Here is a 26514-nt window from a genome sequence, read left to right on the forward strand (position 1 = left end):
ACGGTGTTCCCGGCAGGTCCGGCAGGCTGCCGAGAATGGCCCGTTTTCCAGAGGGGAGCGGCGGCGGAGGGCCGCGGACCGTACACGGTCCGGGGCCGATTGCCTTGCTATGTCCGCCGCAGGCGGCGGGCCGAGTCAACGAAGATCCACAGCGAAGCCGCGAACAGGCCGATGTCCTTCAGCAGGAACTGGCCAGGCGCAACGCTGATTGCCGGAAAGCCGAGGCTCGGCTCGAAGGTGCCGGGGGTCGTCAGCATGAAGCTCAGCGTCGTGAAAAACAGGCCGGCGGACAGGAAGCCGCCGAGCGCCGAGCTGGCCGGCTTGAACAGGCCGAGCAGCACCAGAAGGCCGATGCTCACTTCGAGGACGCCGAGAAACGACGAGAAGCCGCGAACCGAGAAGATGTCATAGAACCAGTCCAGCAGCGGGCTGTTCGACACAAGCGGAACGAGTCCTTCGGCTTCATATGCCGTGAACTTCATTCCGCCGAACCAGAAATAGATGATCGCGAGCGAAATGAAGAGGCCGGCGCGCGCCAGGGGCTCGGCAGCCGCCAACGCGCGGTCGATGGTATCGGTCTTGTGGGACATGGTGGGATTTCCTTTGTGTGGGCGGCCGGGATCGCCCGCCAGTGCGGATGGCGACGGGGCCAGCCTGAGCAACGCGCCCGGCTCGGTGGATCGGTTGTCGCGGCCCATGAGGACGATGTTCGGCATGATCGGTTTCCTTGGCTTGGGGCGATTCGAGGGGCCCTGCTGTGATCGGCGCCTCGACACGTGTGGGGGAATGACATAGGCTTCCGCACTTGTTGTCCGCGAAGGATTGCAGATCGTCCGATGGCCGATGTCGTGACGCCGAGGGCACCCGAATCCGCGCTACCGGACCGATTGGCTGCCTTGTTCGATCGTATCCGCATCTCTGCACGCGTGTTCCACACCGGGCTGGTTTGCGGCATCGAAGAATTCGGGCAACCCGGCGGGCTGGGGCACTTGCACGTCCTGCGTGCCGGGCGCCTCGCCGTGGAAAGCGACGTGATGGACCGCGCCACGCTTCAGGCGCCCGCTGCCATCCTGTTTCCCCGGACAAGCACACACCGGCTGATCGCCGAAGAGGACGAGGGGGCGGAACTCGTATGCGCCGAGATCGATCTGGGCGGGCAGGGCAATCCGCTCGAACAGGGGCTGCCTCCCGTGCTCGTGCTGCCGCTGACGCCGCAAGACGTGCTCGACAGCGCCCTTTCCTTGCTGTTTGCTGAGGCATCGGCGCGGGAATGCGGCCGTCGGGCCGCGCTCGACCGGCTGGCCGAAGTGGTGCTGATCTATATGCTGCGCCGCTTCATGGATGCGCCGGAACCCGGCTATGGATTGCTCGCAGGGCTAGCTCATCCGGCGCTGGGCCGGGCGCTGATCCGGATCCATGAGCGCCCGGGCGACGCCTGGACGCTGGAGCGTATGGCGGACGAAGCCGGCATGTCCCGCACCGTCTTCGCCGAGACCTTCCAGCGTGTCGTCGGAATGGCGCCGGGCGAATACCTGACCCGGTGGCGTCTGTCCGTTGCGCGCGCCCTGCTGCAAGCGGGGCGCCCGGCGAAGGCGGTCGCCCCGCAGGTAGGCTATTCCAGCGCGGCCGCGTTCTCGCGGGCGTTCGCCCGCCACTTCGGCACACCTGCGCGCGAGGTCGGCCGCGACGATGCGGAGCCGGGGAGAGGGGAACACGCCGGAGCGAGGCGGTAGCGCGAGTTATCCCGTTGCTTCGCGCCGTGAGCAGGCACAGATCACCGACGCCGAGATCCGCGCCAGCCCCACCAAGATCACCGGGCTTTGGGAAACAAGAATGGCGGACCCGTCACCGGCGCGCGACCAAGTGCCGGCTGACCATGCCGCCCGGCACGCGGCTGGTCGCCGCGAAGGCGAAAGAAGCGCAGGGAGCTCGCGCAAACGGATCGAACCATGCACGGGAAGAGGCCGGGTGGTGTTGTCGGAATCCGATCCGTCCAGCAGTCCGCGCAAGGCCGGATGCTCCTTTGGGGTTATTGGCGGCCATCTGCGGAGAGGTTACGGTCGGTTTTATCGCCACCCAAAGCGATCAGAACGTCAGGCAACCTCTGGCAGGGGGTTGGAACAGCAAGCAGGTTGCGCGCGTAAAGTGACGAACTTCATCGGACGGAGACCGGCCATGCATGACACGGCGAGAAACGGGCTTTGCGCAGTAGTTGCGATGATGTCAGCGGGGGCAGCGCTCGCGGCTGACCCGTCGGGCACGGGTGCTCCCGCTGCTTCCGGCCTCATGGCGAAAGTCCCCATCAAACTTGGCTATTACGTCAATGAGGGCGAACAATGCTCCCGCCCAACATCGGTCATGAAGTTCGGCCACAATAGCGTCTGGAACATTTATGAGGACGATGCGGGAGAGACAAAGCTCGCCTCGGTTAGTCGCCAGGATGGAGGATACTGGCTGCAGTTCGCGGGTGAGTTTGAAGAGCAGGACCCGCAGGGCATCCAGCTTTCTTCCAAAGGGCCGGGCCGGATCGAAGTGACCATTCAGGATACGGCCCTCATGCATCATTGCAGTCCGCAGGAGTTGCCGGCCTCCTTCAGGAAATAGTCCTGCTGGACAAATGGTGGAGGCGCGCAGCGCTTCACGGCGCGTCGTACGCCCCCGCACCGGCTCAGCTCGCGACCGTCAGCGTGACGGCCTTGAGATCGACCGAGTTCGGACCCACCATGATATCGAACTCGCCGGGCTCGACGACGCGCTTCATCTCGGCGTTCCACATGCGAAATGCCTTCTGGTCGAGCGTGAAGGTCAGGGTGCGACTTTCGCCCGGCGCCAGTGTCACACGCGTGAAGCCTTTCAGCTCCTTCACGGGGCGCGTGACCGAGCTCACCTTGTCGCGGACATAGAGCTGGACCACCTCGTCGCCCGCGCGCTTTCCGGTGTTGCGGATATCGACGGAGACGGTGAGGCTGCCATTGGGCGCGATGCGCGACTGCGACAGCCGCGGGGCGCTGATGTCGAAGCTGGTATAGCTGAGGCCATAGCCGAAGGGGAAAAGCGGGTCGGTCGTATCGAAAAGATAGCCGCGCCGCGCGCTCGGCTTGGCATTGTAGAACATCGGCAACTGCCCGACGCTGCGCGGGATCGTGAGGGTCAGCTTGCCGCCCGGATTGACGTCGCCGAACAGCACGTCCGCCACTGCGTTGCCGCCCTGTTCACCCAGATACCAGCCCTCGATCAGCGCATTCGCCTCTTGCGCGATCTTCACGGTGGAGGCGGGGCGACCATTGATCAGGATGACGGTCACGGGCTTGCCCAGCGCCTTCAGCGCGTCGAACAGCTCCTGCTGCTCGCCGACGAGGTCGAGGCTGGCGCGGTCGCCGAGATGGCTTTTCGCCCAGCCCTCGCGGCTGGTCTGTTCGGTGTCGCCCAAGGTCAGGATGATCTGGTCCGCCCCCTTCGCGGCCTCAACGGCCTCGGCGATCAGCTTGCGGTTCTGCGCCGGGTCCGACAGCTGGACCTCGTCGGCCCACCAGTCGTCATTCTCGGTGATCTTCACACCCTGCGCGAAGACGATGTTCGCATTCTTGCCAACCTTCGCCTTGATCCCCTCGAGGATCGAGACCTTGACGGGCGGCTCGCCATAATAGCCGCCAAGCCGTGCGACCGCAGCACTGGGTCCGATGACCGCAATGGTCGGCCTGGCGGCTCCCCCTTTGGGCATGGCGAGCGGGAGCATGCCATCGTTCTTGAGCAGGATGATCGAGCGCTGCGCGGCCTTGAGCGCGAGCGCGCGCGCCTCGGCGTTGTTGGTGATCGCCTTTTCCCTGGCGGCGTCGGCGAAGGGATTTTCGAACAGCCCCGCACGGAACTTGAGCGTGAGCATCTTGCGCGTCGCGTCGTCGATCCGCGCCCGCGACACGCGCCCGTCGCGCACCGCCTTGGTCAGCGACGCGAAGGACAGGCCGTCGGGCATGTCCGAATCCACGCCCGCGTTGAGCGAAATAACCGCCGCGTCTTCGAGGCTGCCCGCCACCTTGTGCAGGTTCACCAGGTCGTCGATCGCCGAATAGTCGGAGATGATCGCGCCCGTGAAGCCCCATTCGCCGCGCAGCACGTCGGTCAGCAGCCACTTGTTCGCGTGGCTCGGCACGCCGTCGATCTCGTTGTAGGACGGCATGACCGCGCCGACCTTGGTCCGCGTCACGACCTCCTCGAAGGGCGGGAAGAAATTCTCCCGCAACGTCCGTTCCGAGAATTGCGCGGGGCCGACATTGGTGCCGCTCTCGGGCTGACCATGCCCGGTCAGATGCTTCAACGTGGCGAACACCTTGCCGGGGGCGAGCTTGTCTCCCGTACCCTGCAGTCCCTCGACCGCGGCCACGCCCATCTCGCCCGCGAGATAGGGATCCTCGCCGAAGGTCTCCTCAATCCGGCCCCAGCGCGGATCGCGCGCCACATCGACCACGGGCGAGAGGACAAGGTGGACGCCGCGGGCGCGGATTTCGCGCGCAATCACGTTGTTGATCTCACGCATGAGGTCGGGATCCCAGGTCGAGGCGAGGCCGATCGCCTGTGGAAAGCTGGTCGCGCCTACCGCTGCGAAGCCGTGCAGCCCCTCTTCGTGGAACAGCAGCGGAATGCCGAGCCGCGTCTTTTCGGTCGCCCAGTGCTGGAGCGTGTTGGCCAGCTTCATCGATTGCTCGCCGGTATGACGGGGGACGACGCGCGGGCTGAACGCGCCCTTGGCGTCCGAAGGGCGCGAGAACTGGCCAAGCCCGTTCGGGTAGCGCGCCGACATCTTGGCGGGATCGAACTGGAGGTTGGCGTCGAGCACCTCGGGCTTGTTCTGCCAGACCGCGAGCAGCTGCGCGACCTTCTCTTCGAGCGTCATGCGTCCGAGCAGGTCCTCGACGCGCGCTTCAACGGGCGCGCGCGCATTCTTGTAGAGCGGGGTTTCACGCTGCTGCGCGGCGGGTTGCTGGGCCGACACCGACGCAGCGCCCGGCGGTACAAGCGCCGCCAGCGCAGCCATCATCATTCCCGAATTGCGAGCGAACGCGCTGAACCGCATGAAGCCTCCCTCTCCCGTGGGCGGCGTTGCGCCCTATTGCAATCATCTTGTCGATGTGTCTATTGATAGCGCTAACATGATATGCTCTTCATGGGCTTGTCAATCCCCGCGTCAGAGGGGGGAGGGGAACGCCGTTGGCAAGCGGCGCCGATCTGAGAGGGGGCGATATGTTGCGTACGCTGCTCCATGGATGGTTCCCCCCTGCGCTGGTCGTCCTGACCGGCACGGCCCAGGCCGGGGACGCCGACGACCTCTGGCTGCGCTATGGTCCGATTGGTTCAGGAGCAGATGTTCAACACGGTGTCGCCCTCCTTGTTGCGGACGCACCATATTGATGTAGTGAACGGGTAACAGTCGGGAGATTTTGCGTGGATTCAAAGCCCAATCGTCGCCACGGCGGGAGGTCGACCATCCATGACGTCGCACGGCGCGCGGCGGTATCTCCGATGACCGTTTCGCGCGTGATCAATGGCGAGAAGAACGTCAAGCAATCGACGCGCGAACTGGTTGAAGAGGCGATCCGCGAGCTCAACTATGCACCCAATCCCGCGGCGCGGAGCCTGGCCAGTGCGGACCTGATCCGTATCGGCCTGCTCTACAGCAATCCGAGCGCCGCCTATCTGAGCGAATTCCTGGTCGGCGGGCTCGACCAGTGCAGCCGCAGCAATGTCCAGCTCGTCGTAGCCAAATGCGAGCCCGGCACCGACGAGGAGGTCGTGGCCGAAAGGCTGATCGCGAGCGGCATCGACGGAATCATCCTGCCCCCTCCGCTGTGCGACGCTGCGCGGGTGATCGAGAAGCTGTCTGAGGCGCGAACACCCGCGGTTGCCGTCGCGACAGGCCGGCCCGCGGACACCGTCTCCGCGGTCAGCATCGATGACTGGAAGGCCGCGTTCGAAATGACCGGGCATCTGATCGCGCTCGGGCACCAGCGTATCGGCTTCATCATCGGGCACCCCAACCAGAGCGCGAGCGAACGCCGGCTCGATGGCTATCGCGCCGCGCTCGAGGCGGCGGGTATCGAACCGGTGGACGAACTGATCGTGCAGGGCTTCTTCACCTATCGTTCCGGGCTCGACGCCGCCGAGCTGTTGCTGCGCCTGGCCGAGCCGCCGACCGCGATCTTTGCGAGCAATGACGACATGGCCGCGGCGAGCGTTGCCGTCGCGCATCGGCATGGGCTCGATGTACCGGGTGACATCACCGTCTGCGGCTTCGACGATACCGCGCTGGCGATGACGATCTGGCCCGAACTCACGACGATCCACCAACCGATCACCGACATGTCGCGCGCTGCGGTTGACCTGCTGATCGAGGAGATTCGCCGCAGGCGCGCCAAGCAGAAGGAGCGGCACCCGCATGTGCTGCTCGATTTCTCGCTGGTTCGGCGTCAGTCCGATGCGGCGCCGCGTCGGCGGCCGCCTACCTCGCGCGCAAAGCTTGACAAGGTGCGCTGACGTACCATGGTAGCGTTACCATAAGGCGTTACGATAGACTTCCGGCCCTGTGCCGGCAGGTGGAGGATTGCATGAAAACCCGAAGTCCCGTGCGTCCGTTCAGGTCGCGCGACTGGTTTGCCGACCCGGCGCGCAGCGACATGACTGCGCTCTATCTCGAGCGCTTCATGAACTATGGCGTGACTCCCGAGGAGCTTCGTTCCGGACGCCCGATCATCGGCATCGCCCAGACCGGGAGCGACCTTTCGCCGTGCAATCGCATCCATCTCGATCTGGCGCGGCGCGTGCGCGACGGCATCCGCGACGCCGGCGGCATCCCGATGGAATATCCCGTCCATCCGATCTTCGAGAATTGCCGGCGGCCGACGGCGGCGCTCGACCGGAACCTGTCCTATCTGGGGCAGGTCGAAATCATGCACGGCTATCCGATCGATGCGGTCGTGCTGACCACGGGCTGCGACAAGACCACGCCCGCGGGGATCATGGCGGCGGCGACGGTCGACATCCCGGCGATCGTGCTCTCGGGCGGACCGATGCTCGACGGGTGGCACGGGGGCGATCTGGTCGGCTCGGGCACCGTCATCTGGCGCAGCCGGCGCAAGCTCGCGGCGGGCGAGATCACCGAGGAGGAATTTCTCGACGCTGCCTGCGCGTCGGCGCCTTCGGCGGGGCATTGCAACACGATGGGCACCGCCTCGACGATGAACGCCGTCGCGGAGGCGCTGGGGCTGTCGCTGCCCGGGTGCGCCGCGATCCCCGCACCCTATCGCGAGCGCGGCCAGATCGCCTACCAGACCGGCCGCCGCATCGTCGACATGGCCTATGAGGATCTGCGTCCTTCACGGATCCTGACGCGCCAGGCATTTCTCAATGCGATTGCGGTCACCACCGCGATCGGCGGGTCGAGCAACGCGCAGCCGCATATCGTCGCGATGGCGCGCCATGCCGGACTGGAGATACGGACCGAAGACTGGATGGGCGCCTATGACCTGCCGCTGCTCGTCAACATGCAGCCGGCGGGCAAATATCTCGGCGAACGCTTCCACCGCGCGGGCGGCGTCCCCGCGGTCATGTGCGAACTGCTCAAAAAGGGGAAAATCGACGGCACCTGCCTGACCGTGACCGGCCGAAGCGTGGCGGACAATGTCGCGGGGCGCGAGGCGTCGGACCGCGAGGTTATCCTTTCCTATGATGCGCCGTTGCGCGAGCGCGCGGGTTTTCTCGTGCTCAAGGGCAATCTGTTCGATTGCGCGATCATGAAGACGAGCGTGATATCCGAGGAGTTCCGCACGCGTTATCTGTCCGTGCCCGGCCGCGAGGGTGTGTTCGAGGGACGCGCGATCGTCTTCGATGGCTCGGACGATTATCATCACCGGATAAACGACCCGGCGCTCGGGATCGACGAGAACTGCATCCTGGTGATCCGCGGTGCGGGTCCGATCGGCTGGCCGGGCTCGGCCGAGGTCGTCAACATGCAGCCGCCCGACGCGCTGCTACGACGCGGGATCATGAGCCTGCCAACGCTCGGCGACGGGCGCCAGTCGGGCACGTCGGACAGCCCCTCGATCCTCAATGCGTCCCCCGAAAGCGCGGCGGGCGGCGGACTGGCGTGGTTGATGACGGGGGACACCATCCGCATCGACCTCAATGCCGGACGCTGCGATGCGCTGGTGGACGAGGATGAAATCGCGCGGCGACGCGCTGCCCCGCCGCCGCCGGTGCCGGCCAGCCAGACACCCTGGGAGGAGATCTATCGCGAGAAGACGGGGCAGCTCGCCGATGGCGCAGTGCTAGAAATGGCACTCAAATATCGCGCCACGTCGAAGCGGACCCCGCGGCACAATCATTGAGGCCTGCGCGATGCGGGTGTTCAGGCCCGCTCGGCAGGCTACACGCTGATCCGCATCGTCGCTACGCGCCGATCTCCCGGCGCGAGCATGGGCATAGGCTCTTCGGGGCGATTGAGCGCGTCGGGCATATGGCCGACGGGCTCGGCGAAGAAATAGTCCTCGCCGGGCGGAATACAGATATGCAGCCACTCAAGTCCTGGCGAGGCTTCGATACGGACGACGATGTCCGGCGCGATGATCTCAAGCCGTCCATCCCATCCTTCGTGGCAATGGTCGACCAGCGTGTCACGGCGGACACGCGCGCCCGATCGCCAATCCGCAAAATGGTCGGGCGCGGCGCGGCGCGTTGGCAGGCAATCCGCGTCCGCCAGCCACACGGCGCCGAGTGCGGCACGCAGATGCGTCCGATCGTCCAGCGGGAAGGCGGGATGAAAACCGAGGCCAGCCGGCATCCGCATGTCGTCGAGATTTTCGAGCGACAGGCTGAAATCGACATGCTTGTCACCGAGGGAGATGCACTGTTCGGCGCGGTAGCGCCAGGGCCAGTCGGGACCTCCATCATGCTCATGACGCATCAGGATCGCGGCTCCGTCCTGGGCGATGACATCCCACCGCGAGTGCCAACCGACCCCATGAAGCGCATGCGGATGAGATCCAAAATTGAGCAGCACGCGCCTTTCGCGACCATCGAGGACAAAGCGCCCGTGCGCGATGCGGTTGGCATAGGGCAGCAGCGGAAAGCAGGCGGTGTCGATGACATTGCGGGTATCGGGCGGGCAGGGGCGTAGAACGTCGTGTCCGCGATGCTGCAATGTCGTCACCGCGCCGCCCAGTTCCGGGTTCAGTGCGATGGTCCAGGGTCCCGCTGACAGGGTCGGCAATCTGGCGCCTTTCTTGTCACTGCACAGCAGGTTCGAACGGTCCCGCGGGAAGCACTGAACCGGCCGCGGCGAGCGCCGCGAGCCTCATCCCGCCATCGCTTCCAGCTCGAGCCCGCGGGTCTCATGGACCATGGCGCGGACGAAGAAGAACGAGACGAGCGCACTCAGCGCATAGAATCCGTAAGTCACGACAAGGCCGATGCTGGCGGCAAGCGCGGGGAAGCTGACGCTGATCGCGAAATTCGCCATCCACTGCGCGAAGCCCGCGACCGCGAGGCCCGATCCGCGGATCTGGTTGGGAAACATCTCGCCCAGCATCACCCACATGACGGGGCCCCAGCTGAGATTGAAGAAGACCACATAGGCATTGGCCGCGACCAGCGCGATGATGCCCGTCTGATCCGACAGATGGAGTGTCCCGCCCTCGAGCGTTCCGGTGGAGAAACAGGCCGCAACGACGGTCAGCGTCAGTGTCATGCCGGCCGAGCCGATCAGCAGCAGCGGCTTGCGCCCGATCCTGTCGATGACCATCACCGTGAACAGGCAGGCGAGGATCGAGAGCGAACCCGAAAGAATGTTGATCTTCAGCGCGTCATCCTCGCTGAAGCCGACCGACTGCCACAGCACCGCGCCATAGTAGAATACGATGTTGATGCCGACGAGCTGCTGGAAGACCGCAAGGCCGATGCCCGCCCAGACGATCTTGCGGACCTTGCCGGTAGACTTGTCGATCAGGTCGGACAGCCTGGGGCGATGGTGATCGGTCGCGAGCGAGGCCTCGATCTCACGCACCTTGCGCGCGGCTTCCTCGGCGCCGAACAGCCGCGTGAGCACGTGCGCGGCGCGTTCCCTGTTGCCCTTGGCGACGAGGTAGCGGGGGCTTTCGGGGATGAAGAGCAGGGCGATGAAATAGACGGCGGCGGGGATAGACTGCATCCAGAACATCCAGCGCCATGCGGGATAGCCGAGCCAGAATTCCGCCTGCGAACCGCCCGCTGTGGCCGCCAGCAGATAATTGGCGACGAAGGCGCCGGTCAGGCCCGTGATGATCATGATCTGCTGGACGCTCGACAGCCGGCCACGGATGCTCGCGGGCGTCACCTCGCTGATATAGACGGGCGAGAGGACGCTTGCGGCGCCGACGCCGAGGCCGCCGATGAAGCGCGCGAGGATGAACACCGCCGAAGACCCTGCGGCACCCGCGCCGAGCGCGCTGAGCAGGAAGAGAACCGCGGCGATCATCATCACGCTCCGCCGCCCGATCAGGTCGGCAAGCCGGCCTGCGATGAATGCGCCGACGGCACAGCCCACCAGGATGGCGCCAACATTCAGGCCGGTGCCGAGCTTGGAAAGGTCAAAGGCATGTTCCAGACCGTCCTGGGTGCCGTTGATCACCCCGCTGTCATAACCGAACATGAAGCCGCCGATCGTGGCGACGGCGACGATCGCCGCGATGAACGCGATGTTCACCTGGCCCGTTGCTTGCGTTTGCATCGCTTTTCAATCCCTCCCTCTTGCGCGCCGATATTGTGCTGTGTTTCCGGCGCGGTGCCCCTTTTCTGCTTGTTCCCTATAAGTTTATCGCCGTCATCGGTAGCCCCGGCACGTCGACGCGAAAGCTGAAGAGATCGCCGGCGTGCGGCTGAGCCGCGCGTTCGGTGTCTGACAGGCCCTTGCTCGCGGTCGTCGCATAGGCGGTCCGGAAGCCGCCCCCGCCAAAAGCGATCTTGGTGACGTTGGCGACAGGGAAGCGGACAAAGCCGGTCAGCTCGCCCGACGGCGCGTAACGCCGTACGCCCCAGCCGCCAAAGAGCGCGACCCACACGTTGCCCTCGCTGTCGACGGTGGGGCCGTCGGGATGGCCCTTGCCCTCCTCGATCCTTGCAAAGATCCGGCGGTCTGCGAGCAGACCATCGTTGGTGACATCGAATGCGTGGATTGTGCGACCCAGCGTGTCGACATGATAGAGGATCCGGCCGTTGGGCGAGAAGGCGGGGCCGTTGGTGATCGTAACCGGCACGATCGCCGTCCTCGAAATATGCCCGCGGTCGAACTGCCAGACATGACCTGTGGCATTGGTCTCGCCATCGTCCATGCTGCCGAACCAGAGCCGGCCAAGCGGATCGACCGTCGCATCGTTCAGTCGATTGCCCGGCAAGTCGGCTTCGGGAGCGGCGAGGGTGGTGAAGCTTCCTGTCGCAGGATCGAAGCGGTGAAGCCCCGTCTGCAGGCCGGTGGCGAGGCCGCCGTCATTGGTGGGCAGGACCCAGCCGGGCTGTGCGGGGGCGTTCCAGCTTTGCAACTTCTCCGCCGACGGATCGAAGCGGTGAATCTTCTTCTGCTTGATGTCGACGAACCACAGCTTCTGCTCGCCAACCGACCAGAAGGGCCCTTCGCCCAGCGTTGCGCCAAGGGGGTAGACGGGGGTGGCCTCGGTCATGGTTCAGCGCCAGCCCGCGTCGACGAAATAATCGTGGCCCGTACACATTCGCGCATCGTCGGACGCGAGGAAGACAGCGAGCGCGGCCACGTCGGAAGGCTGGATGCGCCCGTCAAGGCATTGCGCGGCGACAATCTCGGCCTCGCCTTCGGGGGTGTACCATTTCATCTGGCGCGGCGTCTGCACATTGCCCGGAACGATCGTGTTCACGCGGATATTGTCGCGGCCAAGATCGCGGGCAAGCGAGCGCGTCAGCCCCTCTATCCCAGCCTTCGCGGTTTGATAGAGCACCAGTTCGTTGAGCGCGAGGTGCCAGCTGATCGACCCGAAATTCAGGATGACGCCGCCACCGGCCTTCTTCATCGACGGTATCACCGCCTGCGCCGCGAAAAAGAGGTGGCGCAGGTTCACCGCGATACGCTCGTCCCAATATTCCGGAGTCACCTCCGCGATCGTGTGTCGATCGTCATTGGCAGCGTTGTTGACGAGTACGTCAATGCCGCCCAATTCCGCATCCAGCGCAGCGATTACGCGTTTGAGCTCGGCAATGTCGGTCAGGTCGCAATGTTCGAAACGCGGGACGTGCGCACCCGCTGCACCGAGCCGCGCAACGAGCGCGCGCGAGGGCGCATCGACAATATCGACGAAGGCGACGCGCGCACCCTGCCGGACAAAGGCATCGACGAGACCTTCACCAATGCCGCTGCCGCCGCCGGTGATGAGCACCCGTTTGCCCGCAAGACTAGGGTAGGTGGCGCTGTTCGCGGCGGCGCTCGTGGCCTGGAGCAAAGGCTCAGTCTCCGACATAGACGGTCTTGGTCTGGGTGTAGAATTCGATGGCGGCGAAGCCCTGCTCGCGTGCACCGTAGCTCGATTTGCGCGTGCCGCCGAAGGGGACGTGATAGTCGACGCCCGCGGTGGGCAGGTTCACCATCACCATGCCCGCGCGGACATTTCGACGGAAATGGCGTGCATGCTTGAGCGAGTTGGTGACGATCCCCGAAGACAGGCCGAACTGCCCCTGATTGGCGATATCGAGCGCTTCCTCATAACTTTTCACGCGCACCGTGCTCGCCACGGGGCCGAACACCTCTTCATTATTGATCCGCATTTTGGGATCGGTGTCCGCAATCACCGCGGGGCTCATGAAATAGCCCGGTGTGGCAAGGCTCAAGGGCTCGCCGCCGGTCACCAGCCGCCCACCCTCATCGGTCGCGATGCGGACATAGCGCAGATTCTGTTCGAACTGGCTCTCGCTCGATGCGGGGCCCAGCTGCGTGTCGGGATCGAGCGCATTGCCGACGCGCAGGGCCGCGGCGCGCTCGGCAAGTGCGGCGACGAAGCGGTCATGAATGCCGTCCTGGACGATGATCCGGCTCGATGCGGTGCAGCGCTGCCCGGTCTGGAAGAAGGCGCCATCAAGCGCGATCGCGACCGCGCGGTCGAGATCGGCATCGTCGAGGATGACGAGCGGGTTCTTGCCGCCCATTTCGAGCTGGACGCGCGCCTGCCGCGCCATCGCGCCCATGCCGACCTTGGCGCCCACCCCCTGCGATCCGGTGAAGGAGACGCCGTCGACGTCGGGATGGTCGACGATCGCGGCACCCACGCCGCCCATGCCGAGCACCATGTTGAACACCCCCGGCGGTGCCCCGGCTTCGTGGATGATCGTCGCGAGCGCATGCGCGATCGCGGGCGTCGGATTGGCGGGCTTCAGGACGACGGTATTGCCGAAGGCGAGCGCGGGCGCCGTCTTCCATGCCGGGATCGCGATGGGGAAGTTCCACGGAGTGATCAACCCATACACGCCGACCGCCTCGCGATATGTCGAGACATCCAGCCCCGGGCGCGTCGATTCCAGCGTCTGGCCATGGCGACGCAGCGCCTCGCCCGCGAAATATTTGAAGATCCGTGCGGCGCGCATCACCTCGCCCGTCGCCTCGGCGCGGGTCTTGCCCTCCTCTCGCGCGAGGAGTTCGCCCAGCTCGCCCGCACGCGCCATCAGTGTCGCGCCCACCTTGTCGAGCAGGTCCGAACGCAGCTCGGGCGACGCCGCCGCCCAGCCCGGGAACGCAGCACGCGCCGCCTTGACCGCCTGGTCGACCTCGGCTGCCCCGCCATCCGGGAAATGCGCCACCACCTCGTTGGTGTCCGACGGGTTGATGCTGGCATTGGGGCTGTCGGCGCCAACCGCCTCGCCGGCGATATAGTGCGTGAGTTTCACTGCATGACTTCCTTTTTCTGCGAAACGGCATGGAGCAGACCGCGGTTCGCGAGATTGCACATCAGCGCGCCGATGCCCATCGTCCAGGGCGGCGCTGCCTTTGATGTTGTCACACGATTGACCAGCGCGCCAAGCCTCGGCGTCGTGATCCGCACGACATCGCCCGGTTTGTGCGTGAAGCCGCGCCCCGGCTCGTCGCGGTCCTGGATGGGCGCGAACAGCGTTCCGAGGAACAGTGCGAAGCCATCGGGATATTGATGCTCGCTGAGCGCCTGCGCGATGAGCTGTTCGGGATCGCGGCTGATTTCGCGCATCGAGGAACTGCCCGCAAGGCGATAACCGTCCTCGCCGTCGATGGTCAGCTCGACGATCGCCCCGCGCACATCGTCCATCGTGAAGCCATCGTCGAACAGCCGGATGAAGGGGCCGAGCGCGCACGAGGCGTTGTTGTCCTTGGCCTTGCCCAGCAGCAGCGCACTGCGCCCCTCGAAGTCACGCAGATTGACGTCATTCCCAAGCGTGGCGCCTACCACTTTGCCCCGGGCATTCACCACCAGCACGATTTCGGGCTCGGGATTGTTCCAGGTGGAATCGGAACGCACGCCGATATCGGTACCCCAGCCAACAGATGACAGCACGGGGGCCTTGGTGAAGATTTCTGCGTCGGGGCCGATCGCGACCTCAAGATACTGCGACCACAGCCCCTCCTCAATCAATGCCGCCTTGAGCGTTGCCGCTTCTGCGGTACCCGGAACGACCGCACGAATGCTGCCACCGACACGCGCTTCCAGCTTCTGTCGCACCGCCGCGGCGGCACCCGCATCGCCGTGCGCGCGTTCCTCGATGACGCGCTCGATCGCCGATACCGCAAAGGTCACGCCCGCGGCCTTGACACATTGCAGATCGATCGGCGCGAGCAGCGCTTGGTCGCCCGCCAGCAGTTCCTCGAGCGGCCCGAGTTCGGTGCCCGCGAGCCTGGCTGGAAAGTCGTGATCAAGCAGCGCGGAGACCGTGGGCGCGACCGAAGTCATGTCGTGCACGATACCCTGGCGTATCACGACGGGGGTTGGTCCTTTTGGCGTCTGGATCCTGCCGACGAGGACCGCCGAGCGCCAATCAACGGGCAGCACTTCCGCCGCTGCGAATTCGCACCACCCCAAGACGCTCTCCTACCCATCACCGATTATTGATACCGCTAACATTGTCGGCTATGCCCGATCTGTCAAGTGTCGCCAAGCGATCGGTTTCAATCTGGCGCTGTGATGATCGTTCCTAGGCCTCAACGCTCGCTGAGATGCGACGGCCGTCGCGATGCAGCACGCGTTGGAGCAGTGGGCCCGTCATCATCGTCGTTCCCACTGCCATGATGACGAGCATCGTGAAAACATCCTGCGGGATAAAGCCGAGCTGGAAGCCAATGTTCAGAACGATGAGTTCCATCAGCCCTCGCGTGTTCATGAGCAGGCCGACGGCCAATGATCCGCTAGAATTCAGTCCGGCGACCCGGGAGGCCGCATAGACCGGGACGATCTTCGCCAGCGTAGCGCCGACGAAGATAATTGCGCACCATGTCCACTCCGATGGCGTCTCAAGCCCGGCGATGTTGGTGCCGAGCCCTGTATAGGTGAAGAAAATCGGCAGGAAGAACACGAGGACGAACTGGCCCAACTGGCGCTGCCATGCCTCAACGAAATCGCGATGGCGGTGGAACAGCAGGCCGAGCAGGAAACCGCCGAAGATCGTGAAAACGCCCAGTTTCTCGGTGGCGATCCCCGCCATGAATATCATGGCGAGGACGACCGCCATCAGCTGGGGGGTGATTTGTCCGTCAACAACGGGCATGGCCCGGAGCAACCGGTCTATCAGGGGGCGCCCGAACAACCAGAAGGCGGCGGCGAGCATTACCAGCCCAAGTGCGGGCACGCCGGAACCTGCAAGCGTGAATTGCGCAGACGCCAGCGCCGCAATGGCCGCCAGAAGCGTCCAGCCCACCACATCGTTCACCGCAGCCGCCGAGATCGAGATCACGCCGATGTCGCTGCGCGTCAACGCATATTCCCTGAGGATGCGACCCATAACGGGAACGGCGGTGATTGAAAGCGCGACCGACAGGAACAGGCTGTAAATCACGGGATTGACGCCCGGCGCGAGGATCGGCGCGGTCAGATATCCCAGCAGGCCGCCGATGCCGAGCGGCACTGCGATGCTTGTTATCGCGACAAGAATCGCCGCCCGCCTGTTGCGCGGTGTACGCAAATGGCCAAAATCGAAGTCGCTGCCGATCTGGAACATCAGCAGGATCAGCCCGATTTGGCTAAGGATCTGGATGATGGGCATTCCGACGGGATCGAAGATCGCTGCCGAGGCTTGGGGAAACAGAAATCCGAAACAGGATGGCCCAAGGATGAGGCCCGCGACGATTTCACCCACCACCCTGGGCTGACGTGCGGCGACGGCGGCGTTTCCCGCAAGCCGCGCGACGAGGATGATCACGATCAGCTGTACGAGCGTGGCGACCAGCACTTCTTCGACATGATGAACCGAACTTGTCATGCATCCCCCACACGGCCTCTGACGGGCCATTGTCTTACGTTGTCAAATATTGTTACCCAAGTAGGGGCAGACGGGCAATGGGGATCCGTGATCGCAGGCCATCGGCGCGCAATGGATGATGGCAGTTCGTGCAGGTTTTGTTACTGGTCTATAATTCATTGGGTGAGGCGCGGGGAATGTCAGGCAAGAAGCGTGCAACCATCATCGACGTTGCCTCCGCCGCGGGGGTGTCGATCAAGACGGTGTCGCGCGTGCTCAACAACGAGCCGCATGTGCGCAAGGAATTGAAGGACAAGGTTCTTCGCGCCACCAAATCGCTCAGCTACCAGCCCAATGTCGTGGCGCAGGGACTGGTCGGGCGACGCTCTTATCTGCTCGGTCTCGTTTACGAAAACCCGAGCCCCAACTATGTCGTCGAACTTCAGCATGGCGCGCTCGACCGGCTTCATGGCGAGCGGTACCGCCTCGTGGTGCTGCCCGTGGAATCGGTCGCTAATGTTGCGGGCAACATGCTTGCGCTGCTGCGATCCGCCGCCCTCGACGGTGTCGTGCTGACGCCGCCTGCGTCCGACCACCCCAGGATCCTCGAGGAACTGCGCGAGAGCGGCTTTCCCTTCACGCGCATCGCGCCGACGCGTTTTCCCGAGATCGGGCCGAGCACGACGACCGACGATGTCGAAGCGGCGTGCGCTATGACGCGCTACCTGATCGAACTCGGGCATCGCGACATCGGCCTGATCAAGGGCGACCCCACGCATTCGGCAAGCGAGGCGCGGCTGTTCGGTTTCTCCAAGGCGCTCGCCGAAGCCGGCATTCCCCCCAGGCTCGACCTGATCGAACAGGGAATGTTCACCTATGATTCGGGCGTGGAGGCGGGGCGGCGATTGCTTGACCGGAAAGATCGGCCGACCGCGATCTTCGCGCAGAACGACGACATGGCAGGGGGTGCGATCATGGCGGCGCATGATCTCGGCATCGATGTGCCGGGCGACGTCTCGATCGTCGGTTTCGACGACAGCCAGATCGCCAAGGTGACCTGGCCGCGCATCACGACGATCCATCAACCCGTTTACGACATGGCGCGCTCGGCGACGGACATGCTCGTCGCCATGCTCGACAAGAAGCCTTACCAGTCGATGGTCGATCATCCCTATGAGCTGATCGTGCGCCAGTCCGCGGGACCACACCGGGGCGCGAAGTGATCGCGCGCCGCGAGCGGTTCGGCTACGCGGCGGGCGATCTCGGCTTCAATCTCGTCTGGCAATCGATCGAGCTGTACCTGCTGTTTTTCTATGTGGAGATACTAGGCCTGCCGCTTGGCATAGCCGCGGGCATCTTCCTGCTGGGTGCCGTAGTGGACTGGATCGCCGACCCCTTGATCGGCGTGGCGGTGGACAGGTCGGCGGGCCGTTACCCCTTGCGGCTGTGGATACTTCTTGCTGGGCCGCTGGTCGGCGCGGCCCTTGCCCTTGCGTTCCTGACGCCTCCTTTCGGGGGCGACGCCCGGATCGCCTATGCCGCGGGCACGCACATATTGCTGCGTTTCGCCTATAGTTGCGGCAACATCCCCTATGCAGCGCTCACCGCGCGCATGACCGGCATTCCGGCCGAGCACGTCAGCCTTACCTCGGTCCGCATGCAGGGGGCGGCTTTGGGAGGGCTCGTGGCGGCATTGATCTACGCCTTGGAGCCTGCGGGCGATGACGCCGATGGACATCGCTTCATGACGGGCGCACTCATACTCGGCTTGCTCGCGCAGCCCTGCTTTTTCACGACCTGGCGGTTCGTGCGCGAGCGCGTCGTTCCCGCCGCATCCCCGCATCGGCTGTCACTCGCGTCGGAATGCCGCGCCTATTTCGCGCTGATCCGGGAGAGCGCCGCGTTGCGACGGTTGCTCGCTACAATCCTTGCGGCCGGGCTCAGCACCACGGCAACCTTCAAATCGATCCTCTTCCTCTTCGACCATGACCTGCAGGCCGGAAGCTGGGGCTATTGGGCAGCGCTGCTTCCTTCCATCGCACTGCTCGTCACCGCGCCCGCGTGGGGCGTGTTCGCGCGGCGCTTTGGCCGGAGCGGGACGCTGGTTGTTGCGGCCGCTATCCATTGGATGGCGTTGCTGCTGATGCCTTTTGCGGCGGAACCGGGCATCGCAACGGTAACGCTGCTGCTGGGCATCGCCATCGCGGCAAGCTGCGGCATGTCGGTCATGTTCTGGTCGCTGGTGCCCGCTGCGATCGGCGACCTCGAGCGCAATGCGGCCACGGCCCCCTGTGCGGCGCGGGTCTATGCCCTGTCGACAACGGCGCGCAAACTTGGGCAGGCGCTGGCGCCACAGCTTATTGCGTTGAGCATGATAACAACCGGCGATGGGCGGGGCGGGGGATCGACGGTGCCCGCGATCATCGTCGCCGCAACGCTCTGTCTCGCAACGGTCACGCTGTATCGGCCCGCAAAACGGGTGCCCGGCAGCGATCGCGTGCTTGGCGCATAGCCATCGGGCTCGCGTGCTATCCGGTCATTGGCGGCTCGTGCGTCCCTTTCGCCGCTGCAATTGGCCCGCTAAGATAGCGTTGCCAATGTATATCGCCCGAGCCGGGCGGGAGGCGTGGTTTGGACATCGCCGGGCATAACCGACGCAGCGTGGTATGGGGGATAGGAGCGGCCACGCTAACAGCTGCGATCGCGCCAATGCCCGCGTCTGGTGGCGAGGGCGGTCGCAAAATGGGATACGCGATTGTCGGGCTCGGAGCCTATGCGACGCGGCAGATCATGCCGCAGTTCCCGGACTGCGAAAGTGCGCGCCTGGTGGCTCTTGTCAGCGGCACCCCTGCCAAGCTCGAACGCTATGGCGCAGAATATGGCGTGCCTCGAACGCACTGGTACAATTACCAGAACTTCGACAGCATTCGCGACAATCCGGATATCGACATCGTCTATGTCGTCTTGCCCGTCGCCATGCACGCCGAATATACGATCCGCGCGGCCGCGGCGGGCAAGCACGTCATGTGCGAAAAACCGATGGCGATGTCTTCGGCTGAGTGCGAGGCAATGATCGCGGCATGCCGCAAGGCGGGCAGGCGCCTGATGATCGGCTATCGCTGCCATTTCGAGCCGCACAATCGCCTCGCGATCGAACTCGCTCGCACGCAATTTGTCGGGCCCACACGCCAGATCACGTCAGCGCATGGCTTCCACATCAGCCCCGGCCAGTGGCGGCTGGACCGTGCGATGTCGGGTGGCGGATCGCTGATGGACATCGGCATCTACAGCCTGAACGCTGCGCGCTATCTGGCGGGGCAGGAGCCGACCGAGGTCGTCGCGCTGGAATCGACCGACCGAAGCGATCCGCGCTTCCGTACCGTCGAGGACCGTATCGACTTCATGCTTCGCTTCCCCTCGGGCGCGATCGCAAGCTGCGTATCGAGCTACAGCTCGGGACATAACGACTATCGCGTCATCAGCACGAAGGGCTGGATCGCGATGGAGCCCGCGACGCCCTATTCGGGCCATGTGATGCATGTCCGCAAGGACGGCGTGACCGAGCGCCGCGAGCTGCCGGCGCCGGCGAAGAACCAGTTCGTGGGCCAGCTCGACCATCTGCCCGAATGCATCGCGGCCGGAACCGAACCGATCGTCTCCGGCGAGGAAGGGCTCAGGGACATGCGCATCATCGAGGCGATCTATCAGTCCGCGCGCGAGCGACGCGCGGTGACGCTGGTCCTTGCGTAGGAATCGGCCGTTTCGCCTGATCAGTTGCAGGGCAGGACGCTGTCAGCCACCGTCCCCAACGCGACGCGCGACAGACTGAGGTCCATGCGTCCCGCGGTGGTGAGCTGAAAGGGCGCCACCAGTCGCGTCATGTCGGCACCCGTCTGCGCGAAGCATTTGAGCGGGATTCCCAGCGTACGCCACTGGCCCGGCGCGATATGGCCCTTCAGCCGCAGCGGTGCCTTGCCCTGGCAGGCGCGGCCACAGCGCGCGACAAGTGTGGCATCGTCGGTTGGCATCGTGTCGACGCGCATCGTCATGAGCAACAGCACGTCGCCATTGGTTTCGCGTGCGACATCAATCGGTGCCTGGGTCTCCAGTGCCACAGTGGCGGGGCCGTCGCCGCGCCAGACGAAGCGGCGCGCCCCCTCCTGCGTCAGATGATCGATCGCGCTCACCCGAAGGCGACCGCCCGCAGCCTCGACCGGCGTCGTCGTGATGCGCGTCGAATTGGCGGTGCCGTCATTCACCAGCAGCGACCAGCCCGATGTCGGCAGTCCTTGATCGAAATAGGTGCCGGCAAGATCCTCATCCGACGCGATACCGGGGTCTTCCGAAAGCGACGCCAGCGTGCCCGCATCGGCCGATTTCAGGCCATAGCCCAATGCGAACAGGTCTTTGCCCGCGGCATCGGCGGTAAGCGGCCAGTGATAAGCCAGCCGCCCCTGAAACTCATAGGCGACGCTGCCGTCCGGCTCGCGGAACAGCATGTCGGCAACACCCGCGCCCTCGGAACCCGGCAGCCACGCCGCGACGAACGCGTTGGCGGCGTTGATCTCGCGATTGACCCATAATGGCCGCCCCGAAAGGAAGACCGCAACAACCGGGATACCCGCGGCCTTCAATCGCCGCATGATGCCAAGGCTGCGGTCATTGTCGCCCTTCAGGCGAAGCGATTTGAGGTCACCTTGGAACTCCGCATAGGGCGTTTCGCCGAAAACGACGATCGCGGCGTCGGGCTTGCCCGCAAAGCTTCCGTCGGCTGACAGGCTGGCCGATCCGCCCGCGGCGCTCACGGCGTCCCTTATGCCCTTCCATATCGAAGTCGCGCCCGGAAAACGGCTATTGTCGACGCCCGTGCCCTGCCAGGTGAGCGTCCAGCCGCCCGACTGTTGGCCGATATCGTCGGCGGCGGTGCCTGCGACCAGAACCCTGATGCTGCTTTTGAGCGGCAGCAACTGCCCCTCGTTCTTCAGCAGCACCAGCGACTTGCGAACCGCCTCGCGCGCCAGCGCGCGGTGTTCGGGGCTGCCGAGGAGCTCGAAGCGGCCCGATAGCGCGCGCGCGGACGGCCGCCCGGCTTCGAACAGGCCCGCGCGGATCTTGACGCGCAGGATGTTGGAGACCGCGTCATCCAGCCGGCTCATCGGGACCGTGCCGCCCTTCACCTGTGCGAGCAGGCTGTGCCAGAGCGGCTTCCAGCTGTCCGGAGCCATATACATGTCGAGGCCCGCATTGATCGCCTGCGGGCAGCTGGCGTTGGTACAGCCCGCGACCTGACCATGCGCGTTCCAGTCGCTGATGATGAAGCCGCCGAAACCCATGCGCTTTCGCAGCACATCGGTCAGCAATCCCTTATGGCCGGTCAGCTTTTCGCCGTTCCAGCTCGAGAAGCTCGCCATGATGGTTTGCACGCCTGCGTTGATCGCGGGGATATAGGGTGCGCCGTGAATGTCGCGCAGTTCTTCTTCGCTGATGCGTGCGTCGCCTTGGTCGCGGCCCTCGCAGGTGCCCCCATCGGCGAGAAAATGCTTGGTACTCGCGAGGACGTGCGGGCCGGCAAGGATCGGTGCCTTGCCCGGCGCGCCCTGCAGGCTACTGACGAAGCGGCCTACATAGCTGGAGACCAGCGCGGGGTCCTCGGAATATCCCTCATAGGCCCGGCCCCAGCGCAGATCCTGCGGGACCGTCACCGTCGGGGCAAAGGTCCATTCCATGCCTGTCGTGCGCAGCTCGACCGCGGTTGCTTCGGCGATCCGCCCGACCAGATCGGCGTCGTGCGCTGCGCCGAGACCCACATTGTGCGGGAACAGCGTCGCGCCGACGATGTTGCTGTGCCCGTGTACCGCATCGGTGCCCCACATCACCGGAATGCCGATGCGACCGCCGCTCTTGTCGACCGAGGCGTCGAAATATCGGTCTGCGAGCGCGAGCCATTTCGCGGGCGGTGCGAACTCGTCATCGCCGGGCGCTGAATTGCCGCCGTTCAGCACCGAGCCAAGGTGATACCGCCGCAGATCATCTGGCGTCACGCTTTCTATGTCGCCCTGGATGACCTGCCCGACTTTCTCCTCAAGCGTCATGCTGGCGACGAGCGAAGCGACGCGCGCCTCGAGCGCGGCGTCATGCGGGTAGGGCCAGTTCGCTTTGGGCCAGATTTCGGGGTGGGCCACGGATGAGCGCGGTTCCTGTGCTTTGACGAAGCTGGCCGCGCAGGAGGCGGCGATGCTGGCCGCGACAAGCGAAGCGTGACGCACGATTGGAAAGCGCATTCAGGTATCCTCTGCTTCAGCACGGGTGTGCGGACGGCTGTCGTTGCGAGCGATAATTGTCATGACAACGTTGCCAAAAAAAATTGTTGCTGTCCATCGCGCTCGAATCGGCTGCAGGGCTACGCTTGAAGGCTGTTGTGTCGTGGCGGTCCTATTGCACTCAGCGATTCCGGGCGGAAGCGTTGGCTGCGCGGCTCGATTCCGGCTTGATCGCGGTCGGCGCGAAGTGGGTTTTGGGCTCGGAGGACGGTGCGGGCTTAGACAACGCTATACAACCGATTCGGCCTCAATTCGGATTGGAGTCGAGGCTGCGGCTGGTCCTAATGGGCGCTCGCCTAACAAAGTCCGGTTTTTTTTGGCTTGAAACGTAAGGTTATCGCCTAGCGGTCGGGCGAAACTATCGAATCGGACTTGACGTTCCGTCTCCGTATGATAGCGATAACATTGACAAGTTGATCGAAATGTGGACAACGCTGTCAAAGGCCGCAAGAGCTGCATAGGAGGAGGGGGTCATGAACGGGCCAGGTTTACTGCCGATATTCGCGCGTTCGGTGTCGTCGATCGCATTGGCCGCAGGTCTTCTGATGCCGGGCGTCGCGCTCGCCCAGAACGCAGCGCAGCCGCAACAGGAAGAGACAACCGAAAGCGACATCATCGTCACCGGCATCCGCGCCAGCCTTGAAGCGTCGATGGACATCAAGCGCGAGTCGACGGGCGTCGTCGACGCGATTTCGGCGGAAGACATCGGCAAGTTCCCCGACACCAACATAGCCGAATCGCTGCAGCGCATTCCGGGCGTTTCGATCGATCGCGTCAACGGCGAGGGCTCGAAGGTGACGGTGCGCGGCTTCGGCCCCCAGTTCAACCTGATCACCCTCAACGGCCGCCAGCTTGCAACATCCAGCGTGGGAGTCGTGGGTGGCGACCAGGACGTTGAAAACCAGCAGCCGACCAGCCGCTCCTTCGACTTCTCCAACCTTGCCCCGGAAGGCGTTCGTACGCTTGAAGTGTACAAGACCGCGCGCACCGCCCTGCCATCCGGCGGCATTGGTGCGACCATCAACATCAAAACGCAGCGTCCGCTGGAAACCGGTGAAAAAGGACTGCGCGGCAGCATCGGCGCCAAGGCACTGTACGATACGAGCGTGGATGGCTTCGAGGTTACTCCCGAAATCTCCGGCATCGTTGGCTGGTCGAACGAAGAGGAAACCTTCGGCGTATCGCTGTTCGGTTCCTATCAGGACCGCAAGAGCGCGGCCGCAAGCGCGACGTCGAACGACTGGAACATCAGGACGTTTGGGGACTTTCTCAATCCCAACAACGGCTTTGTCCGCGCGGACAATCCGGCGACGCCGGCCAATGAAGCCACTCAGATCGAGAATGCGCCGACCGATCTCTCGACGCTGGTCGCGGTGCCCAATGACAGCCGCTATCACTATTCGGAATCGGAACGCGAGCGCATCAATGGGCTGCTGACACTGCAGTTCCGGCCCATGGAGACGCTGACGCTGACGGCCGACGCGCTTTACGCGCAGAACAAGGTCAAGGAGGAGCGCTCCGACCAGACCAACTGGTTCAATCGCCCCTTCAACCAGGTGAGGTTCGACGACAACCCGATCGTGCCGACGACCGTTTTCCTTCAGGAAACGCTGAACGGCGTGAAGGACATCGGCTTTGAGCAGCAGTACCGCGCGACCAAGTCCGATCTTTACGCCTTTGGCCTGAACGCGAACTGGGAAATCAGCGAGGGCTTCACGCTGACGCTGGACGGCAACACATCCAAGGCAAAGGACCGGCCCGATTCGCCCAATGGCGCGAGCTCAACGCTCGTCGGCATCGGTGCCCCCGTCGTTTCGGCGCACTCGGTTGATTTCAGCGGAGGTATTCCGGTCCAGGAATTGACTCTCAACGACGCGCTTCGCGGCAACAACAACGGCGCCCTCGATATCGGCGATCTGGGAACACAGGTGGCGCGCACCGTCACAGCCCGTCAGGAGCACCGTCTCAGCCAGTTCTCCGCCGATCTGGGCTGGGAGTTCGATGGGGGCGGACGCTTCGACCTCGGCATGAACTATATCGACTCCAAGATGACGAGCCAGCGCTCCCAGACGCAGCAGACGCTCGGCGACTGGGGAATCAACAATGTCGGCGACGTTGAGGCGCTTGCCGGCGACCTGATCGAGCAATTCTGCCTTGCGTGTCAGTTCAATCACTACAAACCCGGAAATGCGGCGGTCGCATTTCGCGGCAACGCGGTTGATCTGTATCAGGCGCTCTCCTCCGCCTATGTGGCGGACGGCAACCCGCTCCTGCCAGGTGTCCAGCCGGGGAACCCCGTCAACGCGACGGCCGGCTTGGACGACGAGGTCAAGGAGAAGATCTGGGCCGGCTACGTCCAGTTCACCTGGAAGGGTGAGTTCATGGGCCGGCCCGCGGGCCTCGTCGCTGGCGTGCGCTACGAGAACACGAAGGTGACTTCCAATTCCATTGTCACGCAGCCGGACAGGATTGCATGGGTTTCCGACAATGATTTCACGACCGTGCTTTCAAGCGATACCGTGCAGATTCGGGCGGAGGGTGAATATAACAACCTTCTCCCGGCGATCGACTTCCAGATCGAGCCGATGGACAATCTCCTCGCGCGCGTATCCTACAGCCGGACGCTGGCCCGCCCGGACTATGGCGTCCTGTTTGCGTCACAGTCGGTCGACAACAATAACCCCAACCGCCCCACTGCGACCGGTGGCGTCGCGACGGGCACCGCCGGCAATCCAGGTCTCAAGCCGCTCGTCTCAGACAATTTCGACGTGTCGCTGGAATGGTATTTCGACAAGTCCAGCTATGTCTCGGCCGCGTTCTTCTACAAAAAGGTGAAGAACTTCCCGGGCGCCGGCCAGGTGGAGCAGGAGCTTTTCGGTCTGCGGGACCCCAGCTCCGGCGCTGCCGGCACGCGCTCGGGCGCTGCTCTGGCCGAACTTCAAAGGCTCGGTCGCGACATCAGCGACGTGAACCTGTTCACGATGACCGCGCTGATCCAGGAGCAAGGGGGCGGTATCGATGCCGCTACGGTCGCTGCCGCCTCGGCGATCTACCAGGCCAACGAGACGAACGGCACGCTAAACCAGGCGTTCGTTGACCTGGTGCTGGGACGCACGGACATCATCGCGAACTCCTCTGATCCGTTGTTCAACTTCTCGGTCGACACGCCGATCAACAGCGAGACAGGCAACATTCACGGCTTCGAGCTTCAAGGTCAGTATTTCTTCGGCGACAGCGGCTTCGGCATCGCCGGTTCGTACACCAATGTGAATGGCGACGTCGGCTTCAACATCGGGGCTGATCCCAATCAGGACCAGTTCGCGCTGACGGGCCTAGCCAACAGCTACAACATCACCGGCATTTTCGAGAAGTACGGCATCTCCGCACGCGTGGCGTATAACTGGCGCGACAAGTATTTGAGCCGGCTCAACCGTCAGGGGAGTCGGAACCCGGTGTTTGTCGCGCCGTTCGGCACGCTTGATGTCAGTGTCACTTACGACGTCACCGAGAACATCCAGGTGTCGTTCGAAGGCGTGAATCTGACCAGCGAGCCGATCCGGACCTATGCACGCGACAAGGACGAGCTGTGGTTCGCGCAGGAGTTGTCGCCGCGCTTCTATCTGGGCGCGCGCTACAAGTTCTAGAGCGTGACGGAGCAAAGGAGGGGGAAGGGCCGCTGCACGCAGCGGCCTTCCTCTTTCGGCGCCACCAATGGAGTTGAGGGGCGGGATGCTTTGCT

Annotated in this window: 18 protein-coding genes; 8 read left to right on the top strand and 10 right to left on the bottom strand. The window is 64.3% G+C overall.

The features are described 5' to 3' along the window. Nucleotides 1-107: 107 nt before the first annotated feature. Nucleotides 108-716 (bottom strand): YkgB family protein, encoded by a 609-nt coding sequence (locus AC3WJD_RS09200; RefSeq protein WP_492746310.1) that lies wholly within the window; start codon nucleotides 714-716, stop codon nucleotides 108-110. Between the two features lie 120 nt (nucleotides 717-836). Between AC3WJD_RS09200 and AC3WJD_RS09205 the strand changes: the two genes are divergently transcribed. After that, nucleotides 837-1733 carry an AraC family transcriptional regulator gene (locus AC3WJD_RS09205; RefSeq protein ID WP_492746311.1) on the top strand — a complete coding sequence of 299 codons (897 nt, stop codon included), beginning with the start codon at nucleotides 837-839 and terminating at the stop codon, nucleotides 1731-1733. Nucleotides 1734-2175: 442 nt separating this feature from the next. Then, the gene (locus AC3WJD_RS09210) at nucleotides 2176-2604 is read left to right on the top strand and encodes a hypothetical protein (protein ID WP_492746312.1); all 429 of its coding nucleotides are present in this window, start codon (nucleotides 2176-2178) and stop codon (nucleotides 2602-2604) included. Between the two features lie 64 nt (nucleotides 2605-2668). On the opposite strand, the gene AC3WJD_RS09215 is transcribed toward AC3WJD_RS09210, so the two are convergent. Further along, nucleotides 2669-5071 (bottom strand): glycoside hydrolase family 3 N-terminal domain-containing protein, encoded by a 2403-nt coding sequence (locus AC3WJD_RS09215; RefSeq protein WP_492746313.1) that lies wholly within the window; start codon nucleotides 5069-5071, stop codon nucleotides 2669-2671. Nucleotides 5072-5439: 368 nt separating this feature from the next. Here AC3WJD_RS09215 and AC3WJD_RS09220 point away from each other — a divergent pair, with 368 nt between their 5' ends. After that, nucleotides 5440-6528 (top strand): LacI family DNA-binding transcriptional regulator, encoded by a 1089-nt coding sequence (locus AC3WJD_RS09220; protein WP_492746314.1) that lies wholly within the window; start codon nucleotides 5440-5442, stop codon nucleotides 6526-6528. 71 nt (nucleotides 6529-6599) lie between these two features. Then, entirely contained in the window at nucleotides 6600-8378 is a 1779-nt protein-coding gene (locus tag AC3WJD_RS09225) for an IlvD/Edd family dehydratase (protein ID WP_492746315.1), read from the top strand. A 38-nt stretch (nucleotides 8379-8416) separates the two neighbouring features. Here the strand turns inward: AC3WJD_RS09225 and AC3WJD_RS09230 are convergent, their stop codons facing one another. The 7 genes from AC3WJD_RS09230 to AC3WJD_RS09260 form a co-directional block, all read right to left on the bottom strand. Then, a complete protein-coding gene (locus AC3WJD_RS09230; protein WP_492746316.1) occupies nucleotides 8417-9259 on the bottom strand; it encodes an aldose 1-epimerase in 843 nt (280 codons plus the stop codon). A gap of 84 nt (nucleotides 9260-9343) precedes the next feature. Further along, nucleotides 9344-10753, bottom strand: a complete 1410-nt coding sequence (locus tag AC3WJD_RS09235) for a sugar porter family MFS transporter (protein WP_492746317.1) — start codon at nucleotides 10751-10753, stop codon at nucleotides 9344-9346. A gap of 76 nt (nucleotides 10754-10829) precedes the next feature. Next, complete coding sequence (locus tag AC3WJD_RS09240; protein WP_492746318.1) at nucleotides 10830-11699, bottom strand: SMP-30/gluconolactonase/LRE family protein; 870 nt, start codon at nucleotides 11697-11699, stop codon at nucleotides 10830-10832. 3 nt (nucleotides 11700-11702) lie between these two features. Continuing rightward, nucleotides 11703-12488 carry a D-xylose 1-dehydrogenase gene (gene xylB / locus AC3WJD_RS09245; RefSeq protein ID WP_492746319.1) on the bottom strand — a complete coding sequence of 262 codons (786 nt, stop codon included), beginning with the start codon at nucleotides 12486-12488 and terminating at the stop codon, nucleotides 11703-11705. 4 nt (nucleotides 12489-12492) lie between these two features. Beyond that, a complete protein-coding gene (locus AC3WJD_RS09250; protein ID WP_492746320.1) occupies nucleotides 12493-13923 on the bottom strand; it encodes an aldehyde dehydrogenase family protein in 1431 nt (476 codons plus the stop codon). After that, entirely contained in the window at nucleotides 13920-15083 is a 1164-nt protein-coding gene (locus tag AC3WJD_RS09255) for a fumarylacetoacetate hydrolase family protein (RefSeq protein WP_492746321.1), read from the bottom strand. Before AC3WJD_RS09255 ends, AC3WJD_RS09250 begins: the two co-directional genes overlap by 4 nt. Before the next feature lie 112 nt (nucleotides 15084-15195). After that, nucleotides 15196-16476, bottom strand: a complete 1281-nt coding sequence (locus AC3WJD_RS09260) for a cation:proton antiporter (RefSeq protein ID WP_492746322.1) — start codon at nucleotides 16474-16476, stop codon at nucleotides 15196-15198. Nucleotides 16477-16652: 176 nt separating this feature from the next. Between AC3WJD_RS09260 and AC3WJD_RS09265 the strand changes: the two genes are divergently transcribed. The 3 genes from AC3WJD_RS09265 (at nucleotide 16653) to AC3WJD_RS09275 (ending at nucleotide 20205) form a co-directional block, all read left to right on the top strand. After that, nucleotides 16653-17678 carry a LacI family DNA-binding transcriptional regulator gene (locus AC3WJD_RS09265; protein WP_492746323.1) on the top strand — a complete coding sequence of 342 codons (1026 nt, stop codon included), beginning with the start codon at nucleotides 16653-16655 and terminating at the stop codon, nucleotides 17676-17678. After that, nucleotides 17675-18967: an MFS transporter gene (locus AC3WJD_RS09270; protein WP_492746324.1), complete on the top strand. Its 1293-nt coding sequence runs from the start codon at nucleotides 17675-17677 to the stop codon at nucleotides 18965-18967. Before AC3WJD_RS09265 ends, AC3WJD_RS09270 begins: the two co-directional genes overlap by 4 nt. A gap of 197 nt (nucleotides 18968-19164) precedes the next feature. Then, the gene (locus AC3WJD_RS09275; RefSeq protein ID WP_492746325.1) at nucleotides 19165-20205 is read left to right on the top strand and encodes a Gfo/Idh/MocA family protein; all 1041 of its coding nucleotides are present in this window, start codon (nucleotides 19165-19167) and stop codon (nucleotides 20203-20205) included. Between the two features lie 20 nt (nucleotides 20206-20225). Here AC3WJD_RS09275 and AC3WJD_RS09280 read toward each other — a convergent pair whose 3' ends face one another. After that, nucleotides 20226-22637, bottom strand: a complete 2412-nt coding sequence (locus tag AC3WJD_RS09280; RefSeq protein ID WP_492746326.1) for a glycoside hydrolase family 3 protein — start codon at nucleotides 22635-22637, stop codon at nucleotides 20226-20228. Between the two features lie 611 nt (nucleotides 22638-23248). Between AC3WJD_RS09280 and AC3WJD_RS09285 the strand changes: the two genes are divergently transcribed. Then, nucleotides 23249-26419 (top strand): TonB-dependent receptor, encoded by a 3171-nt coding sequence (locus tag AC3WJD_RS09285; RefSeq protein ID WP_492746327.1) that lies wholly within the window; start codon nucleotides 23249-23251, stop codon nucleotides 26417-26419. The last annotated feature ends 95 nt before the right edge of the window (nucleotides 26420-26514 follow it).

The organism is Sphingobium sp. FW306-1B-F04DB (assembly GCF_058781925.1).

Coding starts and splice junctions, on each gene's coding strand:
- AC3WJD_RS09285 (WP_492746327.1), top strand. CDS start 23,249: ATGAACGGGCCAGGTTTACTGCCGATATTCGCGCGTTCGGTGTCGTCG.
- AC3WJD_RS09215 (WP_492746313.1), bottom strand. CDS start 5,071: ATGCGGTTCAGCGCGTTCGCTCGCAATTCGGGAATGATGATGGCTGCG.
- AC3WJD_RS09225 (WP_492746315.1), top strand. CDS start 6,600: ATGAAAACCCGAAGTCCCGTGCGTCCGTTCAGGTCGCGCGACTGGTTT.
- AC3WJD_RS09240 (WP_492746318.1), bottom strand. CDS start 11,699: ATGACCGAGGCCACCCCCGTCTACCCCCTTGGCGCAACGCTGGGCGAA.
- AC3WJD_RS09275 (WP_492746325.1), top strand. CDS start 19,165: ATGCCCGCGTCTGGTGGCGAGGGCGGTCGCAAAATGGGATACGCGATT.
- AC3WJD_RS09260 (WP_492746322.1), bottom strand. CDS start 16,476: ATGACAAGTTCGGTTCATCATGTCGAAGAAGTGCTGGTCGCCACGCTC.
- AC3WJD_RS09200 (WP_492746310.1), bottom strand. CDS start 716: ATGCCGAACATCGTCCTCATGGGCCGCGACAACCGATCCACCGAGCCG.
- AC3WJD_RS09265 (WP_492746323.1), top strand. CDS start 16,653: ATGTCAGGCAAGAAGCGTGCAACCATCATCGACGTTGCCTCCGCCGCG.
- AC3WJD_RS09235 (WP_492746317.1), bottom strand. CDS start 10,753: ATGCAAACGCAAGCAACGGGCCAGGTGAACATCGCGTTCATCGCGGCG.
- AC3WJD_RS09205 (WP_492746311.1), top strand. CDS start 837: ATGGCCGATGTCGTGACGCCGAGGGCACCCGAATCCGCGCTACCGGAC.
- AC3WJD_RS09210 (WP_492746312.1), top strand. CDS start 2,176: ATGCATGACACGGCGAGAAACGGGCTTTGCGCAGTAGTTGCGATGATG.